This is a genomic window from Rosettibacter firmus (assembly GCF_036860695.1).
GTDB lineage: Bacteria > Bacteroidota > Ignavibacteria > Ignavibacteriales > Melioribacteraceae > Rosettibacter > Rosettibacter firmus.
In genome coordinates this window covers 716,689-743,058 of record NZ_JAYKGJ010000001.1, presented here as the reverse complement: position 1 = coordinate 743,058, position 26,370 = coordinate 716,689, and the positions used below count along the sequence as shown (strand labels likewise).

General features: G+C 29.1%; 29 protein-coding genes. 23 read left to right on the top strand and 6 right to left on the bottom strand.

All coding sequences use genetic code 11. The features are described 5' to 3' along the window. The first annotated feature begins 56 nt into the window (after window positions 1-56). The 9 genes from VJY38_RS03245 to ltaE all read left to right on the top strand — a co-directional run bounded on the left by VJY38_RS03245 (window position 57) and on the right by ltaE (window position 7,512). Window positions 57-572: a tetratricopeptide repeat protein gene (locus VJY38_RS03245; protein WP_353679236.1), complete on the top strand. Its 516-nt coding sequence runs from the start codon at window positions 57-59 to the stop codon at window positions 570-572. Further along, window positions 556-1,497, top strand: a complete 942-nt coding sequence (locus VJY38_RS03240) for a DUF58 domain-containing protein (RefSeq protein ID WP_353679235.1) — start codon at window positions 556-558, stop codon at window positions 1,495-1,497. The genes VJY38_RS03245 and VJY38_RS03240 overlap by 17 nt, the downstream gene beginning before the upstream one ends. An 83-nt stretch (window positions 1,498-1,580) precedes the next feature. Continuing rightward, a complete protein-coding gene (gene era, locus VJY38_RS03235; RefSeq protein ID WP_353679234.1) occupies window positions 1,581-2,489 on the top strand; it encodes a GTPase Era in 909 nt (302 codons plus the stop codon). Between the two features lie 37 nt (window positions 2,490-2,526). Next, on the top strand, window positions 2,527-3,483 hold the full coding sequence (locus tag VJY38_RS03230) for a DMT family transporter (protein WP_353679233.1): 957 nt from the start codon (window positions 2,527-2,529) through the stop codon (window positions 3,481-3,483). Beyond that, entirely contained in the window at window positions 3,470-3,751 is a 282-nt protein-coding gene (locus tag VJY38_RS03225; protein ID WP_353679232.1) for an acylphosphatase, read from the top strand. Before VJY38_RS03230 ends, VJY38_RS03225 begins: the two co-directional genes overlap by 14 nt. Next, complete coding sequence (ispF, locus tag VJY38_RS03220; RefSeq protein WP_353679231.1) at window positions 3,748-4,239, top strand: 2-C-methyl-D-erythritol 2,4-cyclodiphosphate synthase; 492 nt, start codon at window positions 3,748-3,750, stop codon at window positions 4,237-4,239. The genes VJY38_RS03225 and ispF overlap by 4 nt, the downstream gene beginning before the upstream one ends. Next, window positions 4,239-4,847: a DedA family protein gene (locus VJY38_RS03215; protein WP_353679230.1), complete on the top strand. Its 609-nt coding sequence runs from the start codon at window positions 4,239-4,241 to the stop codon at window positions 4,845-4,847. The genes ispF and VJY38_RS03215 overlap by 1 nt, the downstream gene beginning before the upstream one ends. Further along, window positions 4,844-6,478, top strand: coding sequence for an apolipoprotein N-acyltransferase (lnt, locus tag VJY38_RS03210; protein WP_353679229.1), 1,635 nt, complete (start codon window positions 4,844-4,846; stop codon window positions 6,476-6,478). The genes VJY38_RS03215 and lnt overlap by 4 nt, the downstream gene beginning before the upstream one ends. Then, window positions 6,475-7,512: a low-specificity L-threonine aldolase gene (gene ltaE, locus VJY38_RS03205; RefSeq protein WP_353679228.1), complete on the top strand. Its 1,038-nt coding sequence runs from the start codon at window positions 6,475-6,477 to the stop codon at window positions 7,510-7,512. Before lnt ends, ltaE begins: the two co-directional genes overlap by 4 nt. A 115-nt stretch (window positions 7,513-7,627) precedes the next feature. On the opposite strand, the gene VJY38_RS03200 is transcribed toward ltaE, so the two are convergent. Next, window positions 7,628-8,758, bottom strand: a complete 1,131-nt coding sequence (locus VJY38_RS03200) for a heparan-alpha-glucosaminide N-acetyltransferase domain-containing protein (protein ID WP_353679227.1) — start codon at window positions 8,756-8,758, stop codon at window positions 7,628-7,630. A 129-nt stretch (window positions 8,759-8,887) separates the two neighbouring features. On the opposite strand from VJY38_RS03200, the gene VJY38_RS03195 reads away from it, so the two are divergent. The 14 genes from VJY38_RS03195 to VJY38_RS03130 all read left to right on the top strand — a co-directional run bounded on the left by VJY38_RS03195 (window position 8,888) and on the right by VJY38_RS03130 (window position 21,271). After that, a complete protein-coding gene (locus VJY38_RS03195) occupies window positions 8,888-9,577 on the top strand; it encodes a ribonuclease H-like domain-containing protein (protein ID WP_353679226.1) in 690 nt (229 codons plus the stop codon). A gap of 14 nt (window positions 9,578-9,591) precedes the next feature. After that, complete coding sequence (locus VJY38_RS03190; protein WP_353679225.1) at window positions 9,592-10,188, top strand: energy transducer TonB; 597 nt, start codon at window positions 9,592-9,594, stop codon at window positions 10,186-10,188. Between the two features lie 122 nt (window positions 10,189-10,310). After that, window positions 10,311-10,673: a hypothetical protein gene (locus VJY38_RS03185; protein ID WP_353679224.1), complete on the top strand. Its 363-nt coding sequence runs from the start codon at window positions 10,311-10,313 to the stop codon at window positions 10,671-10,673. Between the two features lie 190 nt (window positions 10,674-10,863). Beyond that, window positions 10,864-11,304, top strand: a complete 441-nt coding sequence (locus VJY38_RS03180) for a hypothetical protein (protein ID WP_353679223.1) — start codon at window positions 10,864-10,866, stop codon at window positions 11,302-11,304. A gap of 81 nt (window positions 11,305-11,385) precedes the next feature. Further along, a complete protein-coding gene (mobA, locus tag VJY38_RS03175) occupies window positions 11,386-12,006 on the top strand; it encodes a molybdenum cofactor guanylyltransferase (protein WP_353679222.1) in 621 nt (206 codons plus the stop codon). 101 nt (window positions 12,007-12,107) lie between these two features. Continuing rightward, on the top strand, window positions 12,108-12,398 hold the full coding sequence (locus tag VJY38_RS03170) for a QcrA and Rieske domain-containing protein (RefSeq protein WP_353679221.1): 291 nt from the start codon (window positions 12,108-12,110) through the stop codon (window positions 12,396-12,398). Continuing rightward, window positions 12,391-15,093 (top strand): hypothetical protein, encoded by a 2,703-nt coding sequence (locus VJY38_RS03165; RefSeq protein ID WP_353679220.1) that lies wholly within the window; start codon window positions 12,391-12,393, stop codon window positions 15,091-15,093. Before VJY38_RS03170 ends, VJY38_RS03165 begins: the two co-directional genes overlap by 8 nt. Before the next feature lie 186 nt (window positions 15,094-15,279). Continuing rightward, on the top strand, window positions 15,280-15,720 hold the full coding sequence (locus tag VJY38_RS03160; RefSeq protein ID WP_353679219.1) for a MerR family transcriptional regulator: 441 nt from the start codon (window positions 15,280-15,282) through the stop codon (window positions 15,718-15,720). A 2-nt stretch (window positions 15,721-15,722) separates the two neighbouring features. Beyond that, a complete protein-coding gene (locus tag VJY38_RS03155; protein WP_353679218.1) occupies window positions 15,723-17,921 on the top strand; it encodes a molybdopterin-containing oxidoreductase family protein in 2,199 nt (732 codons plus the stop codon). A gap of 2 nt (window positions 17,922-17,923) precedes the next feature. Then, entirely contained in the window at window positions 17,924-18,463 is a 540-nt protein-coding gene (locus VJY38_RS03150; protein ID WP_353679217.1) for a 4Fe-4S dicluster domain-containing protein, read from the top strand. 15 nt (window positions 18,464-18,478) lie between these two features. After that, window positions 18,479-19,426: an NrfD/PsrC family molybdoenzyme membrane anchor subunit gene (nrfD, locus tag VJY38_RS03145; protein WP_353679216.1), complete on the top strand. Its 948-nt coding sequence runs from the start codon at window positions 18,479-18,481 to the stop codon at window positions 19,424-19,426. A 17-nt stretch (window positions 19,427-19,443) separates the two neighbouring features. Then, window positions 19,444-20,013: a YeeE/YedE thiosulfate transporter family protein gene (locus tag VJY38_RS03140; protein ID WP_353679215.1), complete on the top strand. Its 570-nt coding sequence runs from the start codon at window positions 19,444-19,446 to the stop codon at window positions 20,011-20,013. After that, window positions 20,010-20,612, top strand: a complete 603-nt coding sequence (locus VJY38_RS03135; RefSeq protein ID WP_353679214.1) for a YeeE/YedE thiosulfate transporter family protein — start codon at window positions 20,010-20,012, stop codon at window positions 20,610-20,612. The genes VJY38_RS03140 and VJY38_RS03135 overlap by 4 nt, the downstream gene beginning before the upstream one ends. Beyond that, entirely contained in the window at window positions 20,609-21,271 is a 663-nt protein-coding gene (locus VJY38_RS03130; RefSeq protein WP_353679213.1) for a rhodanese-like domain-containing protein, read from the top strand. Before VJY38_RS03135 ends, VJY38_RS03130 begins: the two co-directional genes overlap by 4 nt. 76 nt (window positions 21,272-21,347) lie before the next feature. On the opposite strand, the gene VJY38_RS03125 is transcribed toward VJY38_RS03130, so the two are convergent. The 5 genes from VJY38_RS03125 to VJY38_RS03105 are packed head-to-tail and all read right to left on the bottom strand — an operon-like array spanning window position 21,348 to window position 26,355. After that, window positions 21,348-22,361, bottom strand: a complete 1,014-nt coding sequence (locus VJY38_RS03125; protein ID WP_353679212.1) for a glycosyltransferase family 9 protein — start codon at window positions 22,359-22,361, stop codon at window positions 21,348-21,350. Next, on the bottom strand, window positions 22,358-23,476 hold the full coding sequence (locus VJY38_RS03120; protein WP_353679211.1) for a glycosyltransferase: 1,119 nt from the start codon (window positions 23,474-23,476) through the stop codon (window positions 22,358-22,360). The genes VJY38_RS03125 and VJY38_RS03120 overlap by 4 nt, the downstream gene beginning before the upstream one ends. Before the next feature lie 6 nt (window positions 23,477-23,482). After that, window positions 23,483-24,442, bottom strand: coding sequence for a GNAT family N-acetyltransferase (locus VJY38_RS03115; RefSeq protein ID WP_353679210.1), 960 nt, complete (start codon window positions 24,440-24,442; stop codon window positions 23,483-23,485). 21 nt (window positions 24,443-24,463) lie between these two features. Next, window positions 24,464-25,354 (bottom strand): PorV/PorQ family protein, encoded by an 891-nt coding sequence (locus VJY38_RS03110; RefSeq protein ID WP_353679209.1) that lies wholly within the window; start codon window positions 25,352-25,354, stop codon window positions 24,464-24,466. 5 nt (window positions 25,355-25,359) lie between these two features. Next, window positions 25,360-26,355, bottom strand: coding sequence for a PorV/PorQ family protein (locus tag VJY38_RS03105; RefSeq protein WP_353679208.1), 996 nt, complete (start codon window positions 26,353-26,355; stop codon window positions 25,360-25,362). Window positions 26,356-26,370 lie beyond the last annotated feature (15 nt).

The window sequence follows — 26,370 nt, the reverse complement described above, 5'->3', positions numbered from 1 at the left end:
CTATAAATTTTGATTGTATATTTATCTTAAGAATTTATAATATTTATGAGGTGTTTATGAAAGTGAAGTTATATCTACCAGTATTGGCATTATTATTTTTAATTAACTGTACACAAAAAAGTGATAAAGAATATTTTGATAAAATAATGTTAAGTATAAAAGAAAAAAAATATACCGAAGCTTTAAGTGAAATGGAAAAGTTATTAGAAAAATATCCTGAAAGTAAATTATCTCCACAGGCAATTTATGAAATAGCGAAATTGTATCACTCGAATTTAATTCCCAATTTAGGTAAAGAAGAATCATTAAGAAAAGCTATTGATTGCTATAAAAAAATATTCAGTAATTATAAAAATTTTCCTGAAGCAGAAAGAGCTTTGTTTGTTACTGGTTTTATTTTTGCCAATGAGTTGAATAAACTTGATTCAGCAAAATATTATTATGAATTGTTTCTGAAAAATTTCAATAATAGTGAACTAACAAACTCTGTTAAACTTGAACTTGAAAATTTAGGTAAATCTCCCGAAGAAATTTTAACAAAAAAGATGAATTCAAATGCTAAAAAAAACTGATATTAAATCATTTCTTGATCCTTCTATTATTGCCAAAATAGAAAATCTTGAATTAAGAGCTCGAATGATAGTTGAAGGTTTTATGATAGGTTTACATAGAAGTCCATATCATGGATTTAGTGTTGAATTTAGCGAGCATAGACCTTATATGCAGGGAGATTCACTTAAAAATCTTGACTGGAAAGTATATGCTAAAAGAGAAAAATTTTTTATTAAACAGTATGAAGAAGAAACAAACTTAATTTGCCATATTTTTCTTGATGCAAGTAATTCTATGAATTTTAAATACAACGCACAGGTTACTAAACTTGAATATGCAATTACTCTTGCTGCTGCATTGAGTTATATAATGATTAATCAGCAAGATGCAGTTGGACTTGCAACTTATTCAGATCATGTGCATTCTTTTCTTCCACCAAAATCTAATAATGTTTATTTAAAAACTTTATTTCTTGAATTGTTGAAAGTAAATCCTTCTGGTAAAACATTAACTTCGAAATGTATCGATCCTTTAGTCAATAAAATTAATAAAAGAGGTTTGACAATTATAATCTCGGACTTTTTTGATTTTACTCAACCACAGCAGGATAATATTAAGACTGACATGTTTGATTCGATAATGAAAACACTTAAGCATATTCATTATAAAAAAAATGAAGTTATTGTTTTTCAAATTCTTGATCCAGTTGAAAAGAATTTTAATTTTGATAGAGATTCTATTTTTGTTGATATCGAAACAGGCGAAGAAATTACTACTCAACCATATTTTATTCAAAAAGCATATCAGGAATCAATGCAAGAATTTATTAATCGATTTAAGACAGAATGTTTAAATTATGGTATTGAATATAATCTTCTTGAAACCACAACTCCATTCGATAAAGCATTGTTAAGTTATTTTTCAAAAAGATCAAAATTATTTTAATATTCTCTTATACTTTTTGTGTTTTGTAGAATAAGTTCTAATTATTGATATTATATTTGAACCATAAATTAGGAGAAAAATTTATGGCTGTTAAAGCTGGATTTGTTTCAATAATTGGTAAGCCAAATGTAGGTAAATCTACATTAATGAATGCACTTATTGGAGAAAAATTATCAATTACAACAAGTAAGCCACAAACAACAAGAAAAAAAATTATTGGAATACTTTCAACAGAAAATTATCAGATAATTTTTCAGGATACACCTGGTATATTAAATCCAGAATATTTGTTACAGGAAAGAATGCTTGAATATGTAGTTTCGGCAGCAAAAGATGCAGATTTGATTTTGTTTATGATCGATGTGCATAATGACCCAACTGGTGAAAAAACTTTATCGGACGAAAAAGTTTTTGAAATTCTTAAAGACAAAAAAATCAAGAAAATTCTTTTAATAAATAAAGTGGATTTAGTTAGTCAACAAGTCGTAGAGAATTTAATTAATTCATTGAGCGAAAAAAAATTCTTTGAAAAAATCATTCCGATTTCTGCTACAGAAGGTTATAATCTTCAAAATGTTATTGATACTATAGTGGAATATTTACCTGAACATCCCAAGTATTATCCAGATGATCAATTAAGTGATGAAAATGAAAGATTTTTTGTATCAGAAATAATTCGTGAAAAAATATTTGAAATGTATCATGAAGAAGTTCCTTATAGTACTGAAGTTGTTGTAGAAGAATTTAAAGAAAGAAGTAAAGGGAAAGATTATATTCGAGCAGTAATTATTGTTGAAAAAGATTCTCAAAAACCAATTATAATTGGTAAAGATGGTGAATTAATAAAGAAATTGGGAAAACTATCACGTGAATCGATTGAGAGATTTTTGCAAAGAGAAGTTTATCTGGAATTATTTGTTAAAGTTAGAGAAAAGTGGCGTTCGAAACCTAATCTTCTTAAAGCTTTTGGATATGTCCCACCAGAAGAATAATTGTGGTTATATCATCAATTAAAATCATAAAAACAAAATGAATGATTCAAGCAGAAAAAAATCCATACACTTTTTAGGAGAAGGTGCACTTTTATTAATGACTGTTATCTGGGGAGGTACTTTTGTAATTGTGAAAGAATCTCTAAGTGATATTTCAACAATGCTTTTTATTACTATCCGCTTTAGTATTGCTTCATTGATTGTTTTTCTAATATTGTTAATCAAAAAGAGAGAGATTAATAAGAATGCTTTTATGGGAGGAATATTTCTTGGTCTCTTTCTTTTTTTAGGTTTTCTATTTCAAACAATTGGTCTTAAATATACAACTGCTACAAAGTCTGGATTCATTACAGGTTCTCTTGTAGTTATGGTTCCTTTCTTGCAATTAATAATTGAAAAAAAAATTCCAACAAAAGGTGCAATGATTGGAACTATATTGGTTTTTACTGGAATATTATTCTTATCAAGTAGCGGGAGTTCTATAAACAATTTTATATCAGAATTTGGAAATTCATTTAATATTGGAGATGCTCTTACTTTAATTTGTGCTCTGTTCTTTGCACTTCATGTTGTTTACATGGATATAATTTCGCCGAAGCATGATTTCTGGATTTTATTTTTTAGTCAACTAATTACAGTATCATTTTTTGCTTTAATGATGTCTATCTTTTTTCATTTTTCTTCTCTTGAATTGTTAACAATAAAATTAACTCCAAATTTGTGGACTGGAATTCTTTATACTTCTTTACTTGCTACGTGTGTTAATTTTGGTTTACAAACGAAATTTCAAAAAGTGGTTAGTCCAACAAAAGCAGGTATTATATATTCATTTGAACCTGTATTTGCAGCATTATTTGCATTCTTTTTACTGAAGGAAAAATTCAGTAATTTTGTTTTGTTAGGTAGTGCTTTAATTTTTTCTGGATTGATTGTTTCTGAAATTTTTGATTCTGTCTATTTAAACTTTTTCAATAACAAGAATGGAAAACATTAAGAGAGCAGAAATAATTGTAAATGGACTTGTTCAGGGTGTTGGTTTTAGATATTTTATTTATCGACATGCACAAAATCTTGGACTTAAGGGTTATACTAAAAATCTTTATACAGGAGAAGTTTATACAGTTGTTGAAGGAGAGCCTCATTTAATTGAAGAATTATATAATAGAATTAAAGTAGGACCTATATCTGCAGATGTTAAAAACGCTTCGATTAAATGGAGCGAAGCAAAAAACGAATTTAAAACTTTTGAGATACGATATTGAATCAACAATTTAGAATTGGTTTTGGTTATGATGTTCACCCGTTTTCACGAGATCGAATTCTCGTACTGGGTGGCATTGTTATTCCTTATGAAACAGGCTTAGAAGGTCATTCTGATGCAGATGTTTTACTTCATGCAATATGTGATGCAATGCTTGGTGCTCTTGCACTTGGAGATATTGGTAAACATTTTCCAAATTCAAGCGAAGAGTATAGAAATATTGATAGCAAAATTTTACTTGAAAGAACTTATGATTTAATACAAAAAAATGGTTACATCCTTGGGAATTTAGATGCTACACTTGTAATTGAAAAACCTAAAGTTGCACCCTTTATAAAATTAATGATAAAAGAAATTGCTTCTGTATTGAAGGCTGAAGAAAGTCAAATATCAATAAAAGCAACAACTTCAGAGAAACTTGGTTTCGTTGGTCGAGAAGAAGGGGCAGCTGCTTTTGCTGTAGTTTTACTCACGAAAAAAGAAATTTAATGCTCGAAGATATAATCTCTTACATAAGCACTCTTGACCCATCTTTAATTTATTTAGCTCTCTTCTTTTTTGGCTTTATTGAAAATATTGTTCCACCTTTACCGAGTGATTTTGTTGTTGTGCTGGGGGCAACTTTAGTTGCTAATTCTACTTTAAGTTTTTTACCAATTCTTTTAATTACAAGTGTTGGAAGTGGACTTGGATTTATTGTGATGTATTTTATTGGTAAAAATTTGGGCGATAAATTAATTCGAACTGGTAAAATCAAATTTATTAAAGCTGAATATCTTGAAAAAGCAGATTTGTGGTTTCATAAATATGGTTATAATCTGATTTTAATAAATCGTTTCTTACCAGGTACAAGAGCTGTAATTAGCTTCTTTTCTGGATTTCATAGATTAAAAAAATTAAGAACTTTTATCTATGCAATTGTAAGTTCTTTTTTATGGAATACATTATTAATTATACTTGGAATATTTTTGGGTAATAACATCGATCTAATTGATAAATACTTGACTACTTACTCAGATATAGCATTATTAATTACTCTTGCTGTAGTAGCTTATTTTGTGATTAGATATTTTTTTAAAAGGAAAAAGAAGGGATGAGAATAACTAAATTATTTCTTCCATTAACTCCAGAACAAAAGAGAGCTAAAAAAAAAGAACTATTACTGGGTGTTATTAGTGGTGTTTTGCTTGGAATTTCATTTCCACCAATTCCTTTACCAGTTTTAATTTTTTTTGCCTTAATCCCATATTTATATGTAATTGAAAAGAAAGAAGAACTCAGTTCAATTAATAGATTTACATATTTCACAATTTTTATCTTTTCTTTAATTACTCTTTATTGGGTAGGAAGCTGGACAAAAGAAGCAGATCCTTTTTTAATGATTTCAGGTGTGTTATTAATTTTTGTAAATCCAGCTCTGTTTATCATACCATCAACTTTATATTATTTTTCTAAAAAAGCATTTAATGAAAAAGTTGCTTTATTTATTTTTCCATTTTTCTGGGTTTCGTTCGAATATGCTTATAGCTTAACTGAGTTACGCTTTCCTTGGCTTACACTTGCAAATTCATTATCATATTTTAACTGGTACATTCAGATTGCAGATATAATTGGAGCATATGGAATTTCTTTGCTGATATTTTATATCAATATTTTTCTTTATTTGTTTATAAAAAATTTTTCTACAGAAAAAAAGAGAAGTTTAAGATTTGCATTTATAGCTTTTTTACTTTTTTTAATACCTATTGTTTATGGAATGTATAAAACTTTTTCTTATACTTATTCTTCAAAGAGAATTAAAGTTGGTCTAATTCAACCGAATTTAAATCCATGGAATAAATGGGAAGAAGGAAATTTAGAAGAGCAATTAAATTTATATTTAAGACTTTCTCAAAATGCAGTTAATAAAGGAGCTAAATTAATTGTATGGCCTGAATCTGCATTGCCAGTTTATTTACTATCGGGTAATTATCCACATGAAGTTGAAAGAATTCATCAATTCATAGATTCAAATAATGTTTTTTTAATGACTGGAATGCCAGATATAAATTTCTATTTTGATTTATCGAAAGCTCCTAAAGATGCTAAAAGAACAAGAAGCGGAGATGTAGCTTATACTTCATATAATTCAATTTTACTTTTTTCACCATTTTCAAGTAATGTTCAAAAATATGGCAAAATGAAATTAGTCCCATTTGGTGAAAAAGTTCCATTTGTTGAATACTTACCATTTTTAGGTGATTTAATAAAATGGCAGGTAGGAATTTCGAGCTGGAATGTAGGGAAAGAACAAACCATTTTTAATTTACTGAATTCTAAAATAGCTGGTGTAGTGTGCTTTGAATCCATCTATTCAGATTTTGTTGCAAACTTTGTAAAAAAGGGAGCTGAACTTTTAGTTGTTGTAACAAATGATAGCTGGTATGGATATTCAAGTGGACCTTTTCAACATAAAGAATTTGCAGCTTTAAGAGCGATTGAAAACAGAAGAACTGTTATTAGAGCAGCTAATGGTGGAATAAGCTGTATTATTGATCCATTAGGTAGAACAATTTCAGAAACAAAACTTTATACAAAAGATGTTTTAATAGGTTTTGCAGAATTAAGAAAAGAGAAAACTTTTTTTACACAATATCCATTGATAATACCAATATTCTCTTCTTCAATATCAATTATTAATATTATGTTATTTTGTTTCAAAAAAATAATCAGGAATAAAACAAAATGAAAAAATTTATTGATTTACGAAGCGATACAGTTACAAAACCTTCTGAAGCAATGAGAAAAGCAATGTATGATGCAGAAGTGGGAGATGATGTTTATAAAGAAGATCCAACTGCAAATGAACTGGAAAGATATGCAGCAGAGTTATTGGGAAAAGAAGCTGCTCTTTTTGTTCCAAGTGGTGTAATGGGAAATCAAATTTGTTTGAATGTTTTAACACAACCAGGCGACGAAGTAATTTGCGAAAAAGATGCTCACATATTTCAGTACGAATCTGGTTCTCCAGCTGCATTAAGTGGAATTCAATTAAGCTTAATCGAAGGAAATAAAAAAGGAATATTTACAGCTGAACAAGTTGAACCTCTTATTAGACCGACAAGTGCATATTATATGGCAAGAACAAAAGTAATTGAGATTGAAAATACTCACAACAGAGCAGGTGGAACGATTAATCCAATTGAAAATATAAAATCCATTTCAGAGCTTGCCAAAAAATATAATTTATACATGCATCTGGATGGTGCAAGAATTTGGAATGCTTCGGTCGAAACAGGAATAAGTCCTGCTGAATATTCTTCTTATTTCGATACTGTTTCTTGTTGCTTATCAAAAGGTTTAGGTGCACCTATCGGTTCAATTATAGCTGGCTCTAAAGAATTTATTAAAGAAGCTTTTCGTGTTCGAAAGGCATGGGGTGGGGGAATGCGTCAAGTTGGTATAATTGCTGCAGCAGGTTTATATGCTCTAAAAAATAATATTCAAAGACTGAAAGAAGATCATCAAAAAGCAAAACAACTTGCATATAATTTATCACAGATTAAAAATGTTAATATCGATTTAGAACTCGTAGAAACTAATATCGTAATATTTTCTTTGAAAAATATGAGTGTTGATAATTTTCTATTGAAAGCAAAGGAACATAGTTTATTATTGGGCACAGGAAAAGTTGGTATGTTAAGAGCAGTTACTCATATGGATGTAACAATGGAAGATATTGAACAGGCATCGAAAATAATAGAAAGAATTCTTAATGAATAATTTATTTGAAATTATTTTTTAATCGTTCATTTTATTGTAACAGTATACTTTCTTTTATTGTTCTTTATAAGTAACATTAATAATATGAAATTGTTTTATGTAATATTACATTTTTCTAAAAAGTAAAAAATATAATTACTGCAAATGTAACTGTAATAAAAACTAATTTTGAAATTACTGCTGGATATCTCACTTTCAAATAACCCCAGCCTTTAGCTATTAAGACCATCAAAATTGCCAGTAATAATGTTATTATTAAGCATTGAATAATGTTAAGTTTTGATTCGAATAAGTCGATTAAACTTTTTCCATCCAAGATTTTTATATAAAGTAATTTTAAATGAAGCCAGTAAACAAGAAGTGATTCTCTACTTACCTCAAGTATGAATGTTTGATTATCCTTAACTTGTTCTAAATAATGCCAGCATAAACGAAGTAAAATGAAAATAATTCCGAGTCTCTGCAAAAAGAAAAAGAAATTTGGTTTAACATTAACTAATGATTGTGGGAATAAATAATTTAAAAACATTATACCAGTAATAAAAAATATTAAGCCAGCCGCAGATAAATTATTAACAAACTTTAATTCTCCAATTTTATTTTTTGCTTCAACATAATATTTACCTGTTAATGCTCCAGTGAAAATAAATGCAAACCATGGGAAAATTGGAAAAAGTGAACCATGTTGACGATTAAAATAATTTGCTATACCTAACGGGAAAATTTTTGTAAAATCTATCTTCCAGGCAATTGGTGAATAAGCAAGAATGAATAAATCGATTAATATCAGTGTTACATAATAAACCTTATCTGATTTTATTATTATCCTCAGTAATAATAATATAATTAGACCTACAGCAATACATTGGAGAATATCAACACGTAATAATTCTTTGATCATGTGTGGATAAGAAGGATTAGAAATTTTTTTTAATGATAAATAGGATGCATGCAGTAAATAACCAGCAATAAATATTAATATAAGTCGACCAAGCTTCTTCCAGAATTTTTTACCAAATTTTCTTAGTTCATCTAACCCCTTTTGAAGTGAAAGAACAAAGACCATTCCTGAAGTGAAAGTAAATGCAGGAGCAACAAGACCATTAATATAATTCAATAATTCAAACCAGCGATATGATTTAATCTCTGGAACTAAAAATGAATTGACAACATGCACCTCGATCATAACGAGCAGTGCAATACCTTTTAATAAATCAATAAATAGTGCTCTGTTCGATTGACTCAAAATAAATCCAGAAAATTTAATATAAGAAAGATAATTATTTTTAAAATTAATATGCTTTATGAGGTATAATATTATTGTTTTTATAATTGTAAAAAATTATTAGTTTTTACTGGATTATATGAGGTCTTTATGAATCTTGTATTTGATATTGAAACTGCGTCATTTGATTTTGATACACTTACAGAATCGCAACAAGAATATATACTGCGATATGCTGAGCGTGAAAAGGACGATTCTAAAAGAGAAGAAAAAATAGAAGATGCTATAAGATATTTAAGTTTATATCCATATACTGCAAAAATTATCGTTATTGGAATGTTGAATACTGAAACAGAAAATACTCTTGTATTATATGAAAGCGAAGAGAAAGAAGAATGGCGATCAGAAGAAAAAAAGACTATTTATAAATCAATGAATGAAAAAGAAATGATAAATTACTTTTGGGAATGTGTTAAAAAAGTTGATAAGGTTATTACATTTAATGGAAAAAATTTTGATATACCTTTTGTTATGATAAGATCTGCAATACTAAAGATAAAACCTTCTATAAACTTACTAAAAAATAAATATGATTCTTCTAAACACATAGACTTACTTGAGCAACTAACATTTTTTGGCTCAACAAGAAAATTTAATCTTGATTTCTACTGCCACGCATTTGGAATTGAATCTCCTAAATCTAAAGGTGTTACAGGAATGGAAGTAAAAGAATTATATAAAGCAGGAAGAATAAAAGATATTGCTATTTATTGTGGTGATGATGTTCGAGCTACTTATGGACTTTATAAAATATGGAATGAGTTTTTAAATTTTACATAAACTTTATTAAGTAAATGAAATTTAATTACGACAAATATTTTTATTTGAGAAATTTAAAAATCAGTCTCACACTTAGTTTAATTGTAGTCATACTTACTTTTTTAATTTTACCAAAAGAATTAATCAAAAAGAAAAGCATACCGATATATTCAGAACCAGTAATAAAATTAATAGAAATACCACCAACAAATATCTCAACTAAATCTGAATCTAAACCCATTGAGCCAGGGATAAATTTAAATGTAGATGATCCTGAATTTTTACCAGATATTGTAAGTGAAGATAAAATTACAACTGGAAATCAATTAACATACAATAATGAACAGATTATTAATAATTCAGAAAATATTGAAAATGATATTATAATGCCTCAGCAAATATTAGAAATATTACCATCTATTGATTCAAAAACAAAAGGCACAATAAAATTAGAACTCTTGATAGATGAAAAAGGGATGGTTAAAGAATATAAAGTAATAAGCAATACAATAAAATCGAAAGATAAAATTTCTGAAGTAATTGATGCAGTGTTAAAATCTCGATGGCAACCACTTACAAAAAACAACAAACAAATTGAATATCGAATTGAAAAAACCTATCAATTTAATTAAGAGCATCGACTAAAACTGGATTCAAATATATTTTTTATAAATAATTTCTGTGAAGCATAAAACTTTTTTATTGAAATAATAGAATATTTCCTTTAACTTTTACTGCACATTAAGGAGGGAAAATGGATTTTTCAAAAATAATCCATTTCCTCGAGCAAAATATTTCCTCCCTGTCCAATGCCTTCTATGAACAAGTTAAACAATCTGAATATATGCAAACATATAAACAGTTCGATAAAAATGAGGTTATTAAGAGAGCAGAAAAAGTTTTTTTACATCTTATAGATTGGTTGAAAGCTGGTTCATCGAACATAGAAGCTGAAAAATATTTTGAACAAATAGGTGCAGAAAGATTTAGAGAAGGATTTCCTCTTACAGAAGTAAATTATGCACTCTTACTACAAAAAAAGTATTCTGGAGCTTTGTTGCCTGGAAAGAAGACTTATTTGAAGAAATGGATTTTTTTAAAACCATTGAACATATAACATTATTAAATAATTTCTTTGATCTTGGGAGCTTTTATATAATCAAAGGATATGTTAATGAATTAATTAACAAAATAGATGAATCATCAAAATATTCTAAAGAAGAAATTAAAAAATTCCTGGTCAAATAGTTCTTTAAATTATCCTATCCTTTCTGCAATATCACAAACAAATAAAATAGGAGGGATGTATGAATGTTAAAAAGTTAATTATTGCTTTTGTTGTTGTATTTATTGTACTTGAACTCACTAATTTATTAATTCACAATGTAATATTAGCCTCAACATATGCAAAGGAAGAGATTTCAAAAGTATTTCGTCCAGAATCAGAAATTCAGGCAAAAATATGGATTGGATTAGTAGTAGATTTAATCTGGTCGTTCTTTTTTGTATTCATATTTGTTAAGGGTTACGAAAATAAAGGTTGGCTTGAAGGCTTAAGATATGGTATTTATATAGGTCTGTTTATGAGTCTTCCAGCTGCATATTATCAATATATGGTTTATCCACTCCCTTACTATTTAACATTCCAGTGGTTTATTTATGGATTTATTCAATATGTTATTCTTGGAATTATAACAGCATTAATTTATAAGAGCAAAGAGAAACCTGCCGAAGCAACAACTGCATGAATTAAAAGGGTGCATCTAATGCACCCTTTTCTATTTCAAAAAATTAAATTAAAGTTGTATTTGAAAAATTAATGAAAATATATGTATTCAATTGTAGGTGTAATTTTATCTGGTGGACAAAGTGAGCGAATGGGCTCGAAGAAAGCTTTGCTCAAATTTGATGACAAAACATTGATTGAAATAATTTATGAAAGAATAAAATCTATATTTGATAAAATTGTTATAAGTACAAATAATCCCGAAGATTTTGAGTTTTTATCTTTAGATAAGATTAAAGATATCTATCCTAACTTAGGACCTTTGTCTGGTGTTCATTCATCGCTTTCACAGGTTGAATCCGATAGAGTTTTTATAATGTCTTGCGATACACCTTTTATTACAACCAGTTTAATTAATCACCTGCTTAATGTAAAAACCGATGAGTTTATAATTGTTCCAAAGGCTGAAGGAGTTGTTCATCATTCAATTGGAATTTATTCTAAAGAAATATTACCACTTGCAGAAAAGATTTTGAGTGCTAATTATGTTGCTAAAAAGATATATGAAGAGAAAAAGCCATTCTATTTTAGCATGAGAAATTTTATTGAAAGAGCTGGAGCTGAAATTGTAGATGTAGAAAAAGAAAAATTTTATTTTCACGATTTGTTTTTCAATATGAATACTCCCGAAGATTACGAATATGTAAAAGAAAAATTGTTCTGATTGTGAAATTAACCAGAAAAAAATTCCTAAAATATTTTTATAAAATTCTTTTACTCCCAATCTTCTTGATAACATACCTTTCTATTGAAAAACAAAGAAATATGATTGGTAAAAAAAGTAGAATCTTACCTTCAATTATAAATGATGGGGTTAATTTTTATGATGATATCATAATTATTAAAAGAAATGAAACTATAAAAGTATTTTCTTCAAAATGTACTCATCTTGGATGTAAAATTACTAACATTGAATCAGGTAAATTTGTTTGTAAATGTCATGGTTCAAAATTTAATGAAGATGGTAAAGTAATTGAAGGACCTGCGAGAAAAGATTTAGTGGAACTGAAAATTAATTTTGATAAATCAAAGCAACAATTAGTAGTTTATGAATAAGGATAACAATTACATAAAAATTTTTAATGTTTCATTTGGTCAAATTGCTTATGCTTCCTTTTTAATTTGTGTTGTATCTGGAATTTTTGTTGCCTTACCTTATGATGTTTCAAAACCTTTTGAATCAATATCAAAATTTTTATTAGTTAATGAGAATGCAAAATTAATTCGTAGCATTCACTACTGGAGTGCACAATTCTTTCTGGTTTTTACATTATTTCATTTTTGGGATCATTTAAGATTATCTACTGAAAAAAATGTAACATCTGGAATGTGGATCAGGTTAATTCTCTCAATCTTAATCGTGATCTTCTTGATGCTGAGCGGATTCATATTGAAAGGAGATGAAGAAAGTATCTTTGCTCAAAATATATTTTCAGAGTTGATTAATACTATTCCTTTAATTGGTGAATCAATTTCATTTTTTCTTCTGGGCACATCAGAAAATTTTCAGACGATTTATTTACATCACATTGCTACTGCTACAATATTATTACTCTTTTTCATTATCGAGCATGCTAAAATTATAACTCCTTCAAATAAGGCTTTTTATATCACTTTGCCTTTAATACTTTTTGTGTCTTCTCTTTTATCCCCAAATTTACATGATAAGTATTTCTCTATTGTTAAAGGACCATGGTATTTAGTTGGTGTTCAGGAGATATTACATTGGTTGATTTATCCATCAATTTTTTTACTTATACTTTTAGTTATACTAATACTTTTGTATTTATTATGGCATTTCAAAAAATCCAGAGCAAAGAGAGTAAAAAAGTTTTTGTTTGTGTTATTTGTACTTTATACAATAATGACTGTTATAGGCTTTTATCTTAGAAATGAAAATTGGGAATTCTGTTATCCATGGCAATTCAATCCATATAAAAACGCATTTAGTACTGTATTTGATGTTAAGAATTTGTTTACTCAATCAAATCATAATATAAAATTAATTTCAGGCAGATACGAAGGATGCTTGAGTTGTCATGAAAATGTAAAAGGATTATCACCTTCACATGATCCAGAAGCAATAGGTTGTGTTTCCTGTCATCTTGGAAATCCATTTACGCTTAATAAAAATCAAGCTCATTCAAATATGATTTTAATACCAGGGAATTTGTCTGATGCTAAAATTACATGTGGTAGAAGTCAATGTCATTCTCAAATTGTTGAAAGAGTTAATAAATCATTAATGAACACGATGAGTGGTGTTGTGAGTGTGGATAAGTTTGTATTTGATGAAATTAATTCTCTGGATGAAATATTTAAAATACAGGAATTGAAATATTCACCAGCTGATACTCATCTTAGAAATTTATGTGCATCATGTCATCTATCAAATGAAAAAAATGAGTTAGGTAGTATAAATCAACTTTCAAGAGGTGGAGGATGTAATGCCTGTCATCTTTATTATTCAAAAGAGGCAGAGAGTTCATTACAAAATTATAAAGTTGCAAAATTTAATAAAGACTATAAATTATCAAAGCTTCATCCTGATATAAAATTACCTGATTCAAATAATTATTGTTTCGGATGTCATTCACGCTCTGGCAGAATATCAACAAACTATGAAGGCTGGCATGAAACTGAGTTGAATAGTTTTGATTCAACAAATCAAAATTATAGACAATTAGATGATGGACGAATTTTCGTAAAGACAATTCCAGATATTCATTATAAAAAAGGCATGTTGTGTATTGATTGTCATATCTCTTCTGAAATTATGGGAGATGGAAATGTTTATTCTCATAAAGAACAACAGGTGAAAATACAGTGTATTGATTGTCACATTAAAGATAAACCAGTAACAAAATCATTAAGACAATTTGATTATGAATCGAAAAAGATTGCTGAAATTAGAAAACTTGCTCTGGATGAGAGAGATTATTTAATTGTTCATAAATCGGGTGAGCCATTAATAAATACTTTTCTTGAAAATAATGAAGCTTATTTAATTAAAAAGAGAACTCTGGAAATAGAAAAAATTAAAAAACCTTTATCGGTTTGTTTTAAAGATAATGCTCATAAAAATTTAAGTTGTAATACATGTCATACTTCATGGTCTCCGCAATGTACTGGATGTCACACAGAATTTAATAAAAATAGTTTTCGATTTGATTTATTATCTAATGAAGAAATGAAAGGTGAATGGATTGAACACGCACAAAATTTTATTGCAGATTATCCAGCTCTGGGAGTAAAAGTTGATAAGGATAAAAAAGTAATTGATAACTTTGTTCCTGGAATGATTTTAACGATTGATAAAGATAAATCGAATATAAAAGATAAAATAATATTTAAGAGACTCTATGCACCTGCATTTTCGCATACTATAAGAAGAGAATCAAGAAGTTGTAAATCATGTCATCTAAATCCATCAGCCTTAGGATATGGTAGGGGAAAATTAGAATATAAGATAATAAAAAAAGGGAACTGGATTTTTACTCCTGAATATCCATTGTCGAAATATGATGGATTACCAATGGATGCATGGATAGGATTTTTGCAAGAACCAAAAGGGAATAATACTACTCGTAACAACATGAGACCTTTTACTTTAGAAGAACAAAAAAAGATTCTGGAAGTAGGAGCTTGTTTAATGTGTCACGCAGAAAATTCTGAAGTTATGAAGCAAGCATTAGTTAATTATGAAAGTATTAAAAAAAGGCTTTCAGATAAATGTATAATACCAGATTAAGATTAAAAAACACTCCATTTCAATAGACCATCAATCTTCTTTTTCCCAACAATTAAATAAAAATTAGTTGTTTTCTTAAAAACGAAAATTATCTCGGGGCAACTTTAATAAATTAAGCAAAAAACGATATTAATAAATGGCAATAAAGTTGATATTTATAAATATCAACTTTAATAAGAATAATAAATGTTAAATACATTAGAAAACGACGAACCAATATTTCCAATAAGTACTGCTGCTAAGTTATTAAATATTTCCATTCATACTTTAAGAATGTATGAAAGGGAGGGACTTATTATTCCATATAAAAAAGAATCCAATCAAAGACTTTACTCAAAATCTGATATTGAGAGACTTGAATGTATTCGCAAAGCAATTAATGAATTTAAGATAAGTATTAATGGAATTAAAGCTTTGTATTCATTAATACCTTGCTGGGAAATTGTAAAATGTTCACAAAAAGATAGAAAAAATTGTAAAGCTTATAATAATCATAGTGAGCCTTGCTGGAATTATGAACATAGGAAAAACATATGTGAAAAAAGAGATTGTCGTAATTGTGATGTGTATAAAAAGTACAATCAATGTGGTGAAATAAAAGAATTAATAAAGTCTATTTCGAGGTAAGAATGAATTCAATATCAAGAAGAAAATTCTTGAAGATCACAGGTTTCACTGTTGGAGCTGCAGCAGCATCAACTGCACTGAATCCCATAATAAAAGGTGCAAAAGAAATTAATAATAAAAAAGCAAAAGGAATTCAAAAAATTCCTACTTACTGTGATATATGCTTCTGGAAGTGTGGAGCTATAGCTTATGTAAAAGATGGTCAATTATGGAAAATAGAAGGGAATCCCAGAGATCCACTCAGCAAAGGAAGATTATGTCCTCGTGGTACAGGTGGTATTGGTGCTCATTTCGATCCAGATAGATTAAGAGCTCCACTTATAAGAACAAAAAGTAGAGGTCAGGAACATTGGAAAGAAGTAACATGGGATGAAGCTCTCGATTTTATTGCAAATAAAATGAAAAAGATAAAAGAAAATTATGGTGCAGAGTCCATTGCTTCTTTTTCTCATGGTATTGGAGGTAATTTTCTTAAACATATGCTCAAAGCATTTGGTGCTATAAATTTTGCTGCTCCTTCTTTTGCTCAATGTAGAGGACCAAGAGATGTAGGTTTTGAATTAACATTTGGAGATTCAATTGGTTCACCTGAGAGAACAGATATCGAAAATTCAAAATGTATTGTATTGATTGGTTCTCATCTTGGTGAGAACATGCATAATTCACAGGTTCAGGAATTTGCAACTGCAGTTCAAAATGATGCAACTATAATTGTAGTTGATCCAAGATTTTCAGTAGCAGCATCAAAAGCTAAATATTATCTACCTATAAAACCAGGGACAGATATTGCACTCTTACTTGCATGGATGAATGTGATTGTTACAGAAAAACTTTATGATGAAGATTATGTAAAAAAATATGGATTTGGTTTTGAACAATTCGTCTCTGAAATTTCTCAATATACTCCTGAATGGGCTTATCCTGAAACAGGAATTAAACCAGATTTAATTCGTACTACAGCCAGAACTATGGCAATGTATAAACCTGCAACTTTAATTCATCCTGGAAGACATGCAACCTGGTATGGAGATGATACTCAAAGAAGTCGTGCAATTGCATTGCTGAATGCATTAATGGGAAATTGGGGAAGAAAAGGAGGATTTTATTTTCCAGTTAGTTACTCTTTACCACCTTATCCTTATCCACCTTATCCAACTCCAACAAAAGATAAATTGGATAATCCAGATAAAAAATATCCATTCGCATCAGAAGAAATTACAACTGGAATTAGAGAGGCTACAATTACTGGTAAACCGTATTCTATCAAAGGATGGTTTGTTTATGCTACTAATTTAATTCATGCATTACCAAATGAAGAAGAAACAATAAAAGCAATACAAAATTTAGATCTTCTTGTTGTTATTGATGTAATACCAAGTGAGATTGCAGGCTGGGCAGATGTTGTACTTCCTGAATCTGTCTATTTAGAAAGACATGATGATCTTCATACATCTGCATTTAAAGAACCTTTTGTTGGAATTCGTCAACCAGTTGTAGAACCTCCTGCAGATCAAAAACCAAATTGGTGGATTGCAAAAAAATTAGCAGACAAGCTTGGACTATCACATTATTTCCCATGGAATGATATAGAAGAATATTTTGATTATCGACTTAAAGCAGCAGGTTTAAGTTTGGCAGAATTAAAAAAAGAAGGAATTATTAACGGTCCAAAACAACCTATTTATATTGAAGATGGGATAGAACCAGAATTTGCAACTCCATCTGGAAAGATAGAATTTTATTCGCTTCAACTATTGCAAGCAGGATTCGATCCTGTTCCAAAATATAGAAGACCGGAAGAACCACCAGCTGGTTATTATAGATTACTTTTTGGTAGAGCTCCGGTTCATTCGTTTTCTCGAACACAATCAAATCCAATTCTTATGGATATGATGGAAGAAAATGAAGTCTGGATAAATTCTGATATTGCTCAAAGATGGGGATTAAAATCTGGTCAATATATTCGTTTGAAAAATCAAGATGGAATTCTAAGCAATAAAGTGAAAGTAAAAGCAACAGAAAGAATTCGACCTGATTGTGTTTATATGGTACACGGATTTGGTCATAATTCAAGAATGTTGAAAAGAGCTTATCAAAAAGGGGCAAGCGATGCTCAGTTAATAACAAAATATAATACAGATCCATTAATGGGAGGAACTGGTATGAATGTTAATTTTGTAACTTTTGAAGTTGAGGTGTAATTATGGCACGTTATGGAATGGTTATCGATACAAAAAAATGTGTTGGTTGTATGGATTGTGTTGTAGCTTGTAAAACAGAAAATAATGTTCCAGAAGGATATAATCGTGATTGGATTGTATATGTAACAGAAGGGAAATTTCCTGATGTTCATCTGGAAATTCAGTCACAAAGATGCAATCATTGTGATAATACACCATGTGTATCCTGCTGTCCTACAGGTGCAAGTCATGTTCATGATGTAGGTAAAGTTGTTCTTGTGGATCATAATATGTGTATTGGATGCAAAGCCTGTCTTGCTGCATGTCCATACGATGCAAGATTTATTCATCCCGATGGCTATGCTGATAAATGTACTTTTTGCATTCATCGAGTCGAAAAAGGTGAGTTACCTGCATGTGTTTCAGTATGCCCAACTCATTGTATGTATTTTGGTGATTTAGATGATCCAAATAGTGAAGTAAGTCAATTACTTGCTTCACGAAAATATCATACTTTATTGCCTGAAGCGGGAACATCACCAAGAATTTTTTATTTGATATAAACTATTGAGGTAGCAATGCAAGAATTAACAACAACTCGACATAATCCTCAAATTGATCCTTTCACTCATGTGTGGGGATGGGAAATTCCAGTTTACTTGTTTCTTGGTGGTATGGTTGCAGGAATGATGATTATTTCGGGCTACTTTTTATTCAGTAAAAGATATAAAGAAACTACATGTGCATGCTATACTTTACCATTAATAAGTTTAATTCTGCTCAGTGCTGGAATGTTTTCGTTGTTTTTAGATTTAGAGCATAAACTTTATTTCTGGAGATTGTATACTACTTTCAGAATTAAATCTCCAATGTCCTGGGGTGCATGGATTTTAATTCTTGTTTATCCTGTTATAATTGCAAATTTCTTAATGGGACCACCTGATTTTATTGTAAGAAAATTTCCGAAGATTAATTTAATTACTACTTTCATTAATGAAAGACCAAGATTAATTCAAAACATTGGTATTGCAAATATGTTGCTTGGTGGATCTCTTGGAATTTATACAGGAATTTTATTGAGTACGATGGGATCTCGTCCATTATGGAATAGTTCGATTTTATCAATATTATTTTTAGTATCTGGTTTATCTACAGCTGCTGCTTTTGTTCATATGATTGCAAAAAATGTTTTTGAACGTGAATTACTTGCAAAAGCTGATAATGGATTTTTGATAATAGAACTTTTTGTGATAATGCTTTTACTTGTTGGTTTGTCAACTTCATCTGCTGTTCATATATCAGCTGCAAAACTTTTAATTAGTGGAGAGTATGCACCTCAATTCTGGACTTTTGTTATTGGTACAGGAATTATTATCCCATTAATAATTCAATTACTTGCTGTAAATCATAAAATTAAACATACTCCAGTTGCTCCAATTCTTGTAATTCTTGGTGGATTGATTCTCAGATTTATAATTGTTTATGCTGGACAGTATAGTCATTACTTTAATGCTCATTTCAATTAATAATTATGGAGAATAAAATGTCTTCGTTATCAGGTATATTTTCAAAAGAGAATGTCAAAGAAGAAAAAGTATTTCAACCTGAACCATATTCGAATCCTTATCTTGTTGGTGTAGGGTTGGGATTAGTGCTGCTTGCAGCTTTTGTTATCATGGGTCGTGGATTAGGAGCTTCTGGTGCTGCATCTACTGTTGTAGCAGTCACTGTTTCAAAAGTGGCTCCTGAACATGCATCAAAAAATAATTTTTATAAGGAATATCTAACTGATGGAACTACAAATCCATTGAAAGATTGGCTTGTATTTGAAGTTATCGGAGTTGCTGTGGGTGGATTTTTGTCTGGAACTTTAGCACATAGAATTAAAAGAACAATTGAAAAAGGACCTAACATTTCTAATCGTATGAGACTTATTTATGCATTCACAGGAGGAGCAATTATGGGATTTGGTGCCAAGCTTGCAAGAGGCTGTACAAGTGGTCAAGCCCTAACAGGTGGTGCATTACTTAATCTTGGAAGCTGGGCGTTTATGTTTGCTGTTTTTGCTGGTGGATATTTAACTGCATACTTTTTCAGGAGGCAATGGTTATGATGCCATATTATAAATTCGATTACTTTAGTTTCGATTTTAGTTTAGTTGTAGCTTTTATAATTGGAATTGGTTTTGGCTTTGCATTAGAACGTGGTGGATTTGGAAACGCAAGAATTCTTGCAGCTCAATTTTATTTTTACAATATGCGTGTGCTTAAAGTTATGTTTACAGCTATTATTACTGCGATGCTTGGACTTTTTTATTTTTCATGGATTGGCTGGTTAGATTTATCTCTGATTTATTTAACAGATACTTATATTCTTCCTCAAATAATTGGTGGATTATTACTGGGAATTGGTTTTGTTATTGGTGGATATTGTCCAGGGACTTCTGTTGTTTCTGCTTCTACTGGCAGGTATGATGGTATGATGTATTTAGCAGGAATGTTTTTTGGAATTTTTGTTTTTGGTGAAATATTTCCTTTAATAGAAAGTTTTTATAATTCTACTCCAATGGGAAGAATTACATTACCAGAATTTCTTGGTTTATCTCATGGTATGATAGTTTTTTTAGTTGTGCTGATGGCTTTAGGTGCTTTTGCAGCAGCAGAATGGAGCGAGAAAGTTATGACTAAAAAATTGGGGAGAGAAAAAGAATGAAATGTCCAGTCGAAAAATTATCATTGAATAAAAGATTAGCATTAATTACTCTCCTTTTAGGAATAATAGCTTTATTTATTGGAAATCCGAATAATAAAAATACAATTAAAGTTAATGCAAAAGAATTAGCATTATCAACAATAAAAGATCAGGATAAAATTTCTGTTTTACAATTAGCTGAATGGATTATAGAAGGCAGATCAGATTTTACTTTGGTTGATTTAAGAAACGAAAAATTATTTAATAAATATTCAATTCCAAGTGCTGTAAATATTCCAGTTGAAAATCTTCTTGATTCGGATTTAATGAGAAATGAAAAAATTCTTTTGTTTGGAGATGACGATATCACTTCTGCACAGGCATGGTTTATTTTAAAGAGTGCAAATTATAAAAATGTGTATATTCTAAAAGGTGGATTGAATGAATGGAAAGATAAAATTCTGTATCCCAAACTTTCAGAAAATGCAACTGCAGAAGAGAAAAATAATTTTGAAAAAGTAAAACAAATAAGTTTACATTTTGGTGGAACACCACAAATTGTTAGTGGAACAACAACTAATGTAATTCAAAATGTTCAAACACCTTCTGCACCAAAGATAGTGCAGCCTCCCGCTGGTAATCTTAAAAACGTTCCTAAGAAAAAAAGGGAAGGATGCTAATATATAATAAAAGCTGTCTTAAAAATTTTAAGACAGCTTTTTCATTAATTGAAAAGTTATTCTTTGGAATATTTAATTATTTTTTGATGATATCTATAATTGATTGAAAAGCTGAGTCAATATTAATTCCACCTTCTCCTTCGAATGTACAAATTTTTGGATTTCCAGGACAAAGAAGATCGCAATAATTTTTATCTGGTAAAATTATTTTATTTTCATTGCCAAGTGGTCCCCATAATTGTGGAGAACATGCAGTAAGTGGACAAAACATCGATACAGTTTTTACTTTTAATGCTGCACATATATGCATTGGTCCTGTACTTGATGAAAATAATAAATCCAATGTTGCAAAATTAAGTATTGACTCTCTCAAAGTTTTATTAATGTTAGGATATAAAACAGATTCGATATTCAATAACTCCACAGGTGGTTTATTATCAGTTAAAACAATTTGAATATCATTGTCTTGTGACAATTTCATGATTAATTCTTTATAGCTTTGTGGAGTCCAGTTGGGAGCAGAGTTCCCATTTGTAGTGTGTATCCCAATTAAGAATTTTTTCCCACTCAGATAGTTTTTTCTTAATTCTTCTACTTTTTTCTTTTCAATTTCTGTTAGGAATATTTCTGTTTCAAGATTTTTGGTTTCGATGCCAATCTTTCTTGCTAAGTCCATGCAATAATCAGCTTCGTGTCGTAATGGTATATATTTATTTCTTGAAACATAATGAGTAAATGTAATGAATTGAAAAAATTTGTGACCAACACCAACTCTATAAGGAATGCCTGCAAAGAATAACATATAATTTATTCTTTCATTGGGAAGTAACATTAAAGCATGAGTGAATTTATATTTTCTAATTTCATCTACTTTTCTCCAGAAAGTTTCTGAACCATCATAGTCATCAATTAAAATTATTTTATCAACATGTGGATTATTAAGATAAACATCACTTGTGTATTTTCTAAGCATTACAGCAATAAAACTATCTGGATAAAATTTTTTTAGTTCACGGGGTATGGGAGTAGATAGAATAACATCACCTATTCGATCGGGTCTAACAATTAAGATTCTTTTTTGTTTGTTCATATTAAAAATTTATCTTTAATTCTTTTATATTCTTCTTGCCAGTTGAGTTCTTTAGCAGCAATTATGCAATTATTTTTTAATGTATTAATTATATCTCGATTATTCTGCCAGTGTTTAATAATCGGGACTATTGATTCTCCCTTCTCGATATCAACAACTTTTCCCACATTATAATCTTCAACAATTTTTTTCATTTGTGGTAAATTACTTACTATAACAGGCAAGCCAGCCATAATGTATTCAAAAAGTTTATTTGGGAGAGCATGATAATAGCTTATACTTATATTTTCAATTAATGCTAAACCTACATCTGCACCAGCTGTATATTTTATCAATTCATTTTGTTCATAAACTCCAGCGAATATTACTTTTTCACTTACACCTATTTCATTAGCTAATTTGATAAATTTATTTTTTTGTTCACCTTCTCCTAAAATGATTAGATATGTATTATCTAATTCTTTGAGAGCATTTATTATAATTGGAATTCCTCGTCCTTCAAGCAATACTCCTTGATATAAAAGTAAGAATGAATTTTCTGGTAAATTAAATTTTTTTCTGAAGTCAAATATCTCTTTGGGTTGTTGATAAAGGGGAATGTTTCTTATTACCAGTGTATTATTGATTTTGTAAAAATCTTCAAGAAATTTTGAATCCATCTCTCCAGTAGTAAGAACCAGATCTACTTTCTTAATAAAAAATTTTTCAATTATTCTTATGATTGATTGTAAAATTGGTTTATTACGTAAACCTCCAATGTATGCATATAATTCTCGACTATTGTAATAAACTTTTGCTCTTTTAAATTTTCCAATTAATACAACAAATGGTAAGGTATAAAAATCTTCAGCAAAGTAGATCTCTGCTTTAGTTTTGATTAGTTCACGGATTAAGATTGTTGCAAAATGCAGATAAAAGAATAAAGTGATTCTACCTTTATGAAGCTTAAATACTTTTATATCATCTGTAAAGATATTTTGTTTTTTAATAAACCAATCGAACGATATAACAGAAACTTTACAACCATCTTCTGTTAATGAATTTTTGAGATTAACTATTCGAGAATCGTTAAAAGCATTCCCAAGAAATGCGATGCAAATATTTTTATTTTGCATTGAGTATTATAATTTGATATAAAGAGTATTACGCATTATAGTTTTAGCATCAAATTTTTCTTTGAATTCTATAAGGCTCATACTTGGCGTCATTGGATTTTCTGCTTTTGTATCCTGAGAAACTCCAATATCAACATAACGAAATCCTCGTTCAGTTGAATCTTTTACAACTTCATACATTACTCGTTGAATTGGTTTATATTCAGCATATTCATACAATAACATATTATAAAAACATAATGCAACATATTGATTTGGATAAAACATTAAAGATCCACCAATTGGTATATCATTATAATAAACCATAAAGAGTTTTAATCTATCTGGAAGTAGTTCTTTTAGTCGTAAAAGATCTTCATAACTATGAGTTGGTTTAACATTATGTCGTGCTTTGTTTTTTAGAAGTATTGGATAGAATTCATCGTATCGTTCGTTAACTTCTACACGAAGTTTGAAATCTCTGAATGTTTTACGAATATTTCTTCGAATTGTAGGAGAAAATCTTTCCAGAATATCCCGATCCTTATCAAGTTTTATTGCACTTGAAATATAATGAATCTTGTATTTGAAACCCTGCCATAACATTGCAAAATCGAGACTTTGATTTGGATACCTTTCATAAATCATAGGTGCTGCAGTTAATACAAATTCTTTAATTCCATTTTTTCTTCCATAATCAAGAAGTGTTGACACAATTTCCATAGCTTTTGCAAAAGTTATATCTTTAGTAACAATTGAACCATAACTTGCACCTACTGGTGATTCAAATGTTCCATCAATTATAGAGCCTGGCAATACAGCAACAATATTTCCTTTGTCAAGAAATATTAAGTGGTCAAATTTAAATTTTCCTGGTGTGTGATAATCAAGAAATCTTTGTAGATGAAACATTGTTCCATTGTTCGATTCAAGAACAAATTTGTCCCACTTTTCTTTCCATTCTTCTGTATATCTAATAATTTCCATTTTGTTTAATATTATTAATGATTAAAATGTATATGTGAAAGTAATAATATGTGAATCTCCCAGAGAATATTTATATGGAACATATGCATAATCTAAATTAATTCCTTTGAATAAAATTCCAAACCCTGCAGTTATATTTTTTGAATCATACCCTGTTATATATCCACCTCTTAGAGCTAAAATTTCGTAGTAATTAATTTCAATTCCAAAATGGAAATGAGAAGAATTATCATCAATATAGCTTTGAAAACCAGCTAAAGTATTAATGTCTAAATTATAATCAACTAAATTGATATTGTAAGTTGCACCAAGTCTCAAATCTTTAGGCAATTTTGTTGGTTCAGTTCTCAATTGTTTCATTGAGCCAATATTACGAAATGATATTCCAGCATTTAAGTTTTTAATTAAATCTTTATAGCTTAATCCAAAATCGAAACCAAATCCAGTTGCATCGTCAGAGAAAAGGCTTTCATAAATATATTTGAATGATACGCCAGCAAAAATATTTTGATAAATTTTAAAACCAGTTGTTAAGTTACCATAAAAATAATGAGCATCAAATTTTGAGTCTGCTTCGCCAGGTTTAGTTCTGATTTCGATATCAGAAATATTTGTTGTATTTATTCCAAACATAAGTGGAATTTTAAATAATATAATGCTTCCTGTAAACAATTCAGATTTTAAATCATTGAACAAAGTATTGTGTGTAAAAGAAAGTCTATTTTTTGGTTCGAATGCAATTACAGAAGGATTGTAAATTCCATTATTCAAATCATTTGATGATATCATTCCAAAATCGCCCATTGAAATATTTCTTGCACCAGAACCAATTTTTAAGAAAGATAATCCCGTAGTAATATTCTGTGCGTAAATGATTGAACTAATAAGTAATATAAATAATGTCTTTTTCATAACCATCAGAAATTAATATTAATGCCAATTATGTGTTGATCACTTGAAGAATAAGGTTCGATTACAAAAGCATAATCAATACCAAATTTCATATCTTTTATTTCATAAAAATAAGAAAAGCCAAAAGAAGGTCGCATAGGTGTTTCAGTATTTGATAAATTAAATCTATCTAAACCACAACGTAAGTATAAATCACGAATAATATTATATTCAATTCCACCTCTTAAGTAATTTGTATTAGCATTACTACTTTCAAGTTCAATTGCTGCTATAATATCTGGTTTAAGAATTTTATATGAAGCACCAAATTTTTTTAGTAAAGGAAATTTGTTTTTAGTTGTATTTCCATTTTGTCCATAAATGCTTCCAGTATCCCACTTATAAGCACTATTTAAATCTGAAACAACAATTGAAAAATTTAAATTATCATTGACTGAATATAATGCTCCTATATCCACTCCTAAGGCAGTTGAAATAATGTCTTTATATAATCTATAGTAATAAAATTTGAATGCAATTCCCAGAGCAAACTTTTTTGAAAACTTATTTGATAGTGAAATAAAAAATTGTGTTTCCATAGTTGAAATGTTGTCGAAGATTTCACCTTCATTGTCTCGTAGATCTATATTCGATACTCCAGCAATAATAAAGCCTGAGCTTATGCCTGCAACAGATTTAGATTGTTGATGTTCATTGGTTGATGATTCTTTTTTGAATTCGAATTTTCTTGTAAAGTTGATGAAGCTCAGAGTTCTATCCAGAGAAAGAAAAGAATATGATGTTTGAAATGAATTATTTTCCTGGAATACAGATAGAGCTGGATTATAATATGAAACCAGATTACCTGTTTTAACAGCTGACATTGCATTTCCCATTCCCATTCCACGTGCACCAAATCCCATTCTGCTAAATGCACCTGGCATACTATTGATAGGAGAGTATTGAGTTTGTGAAATGATGATAGATGTAAATATCAATGATATTAAAAATATTTTTTTCAATATAATACCGTGATT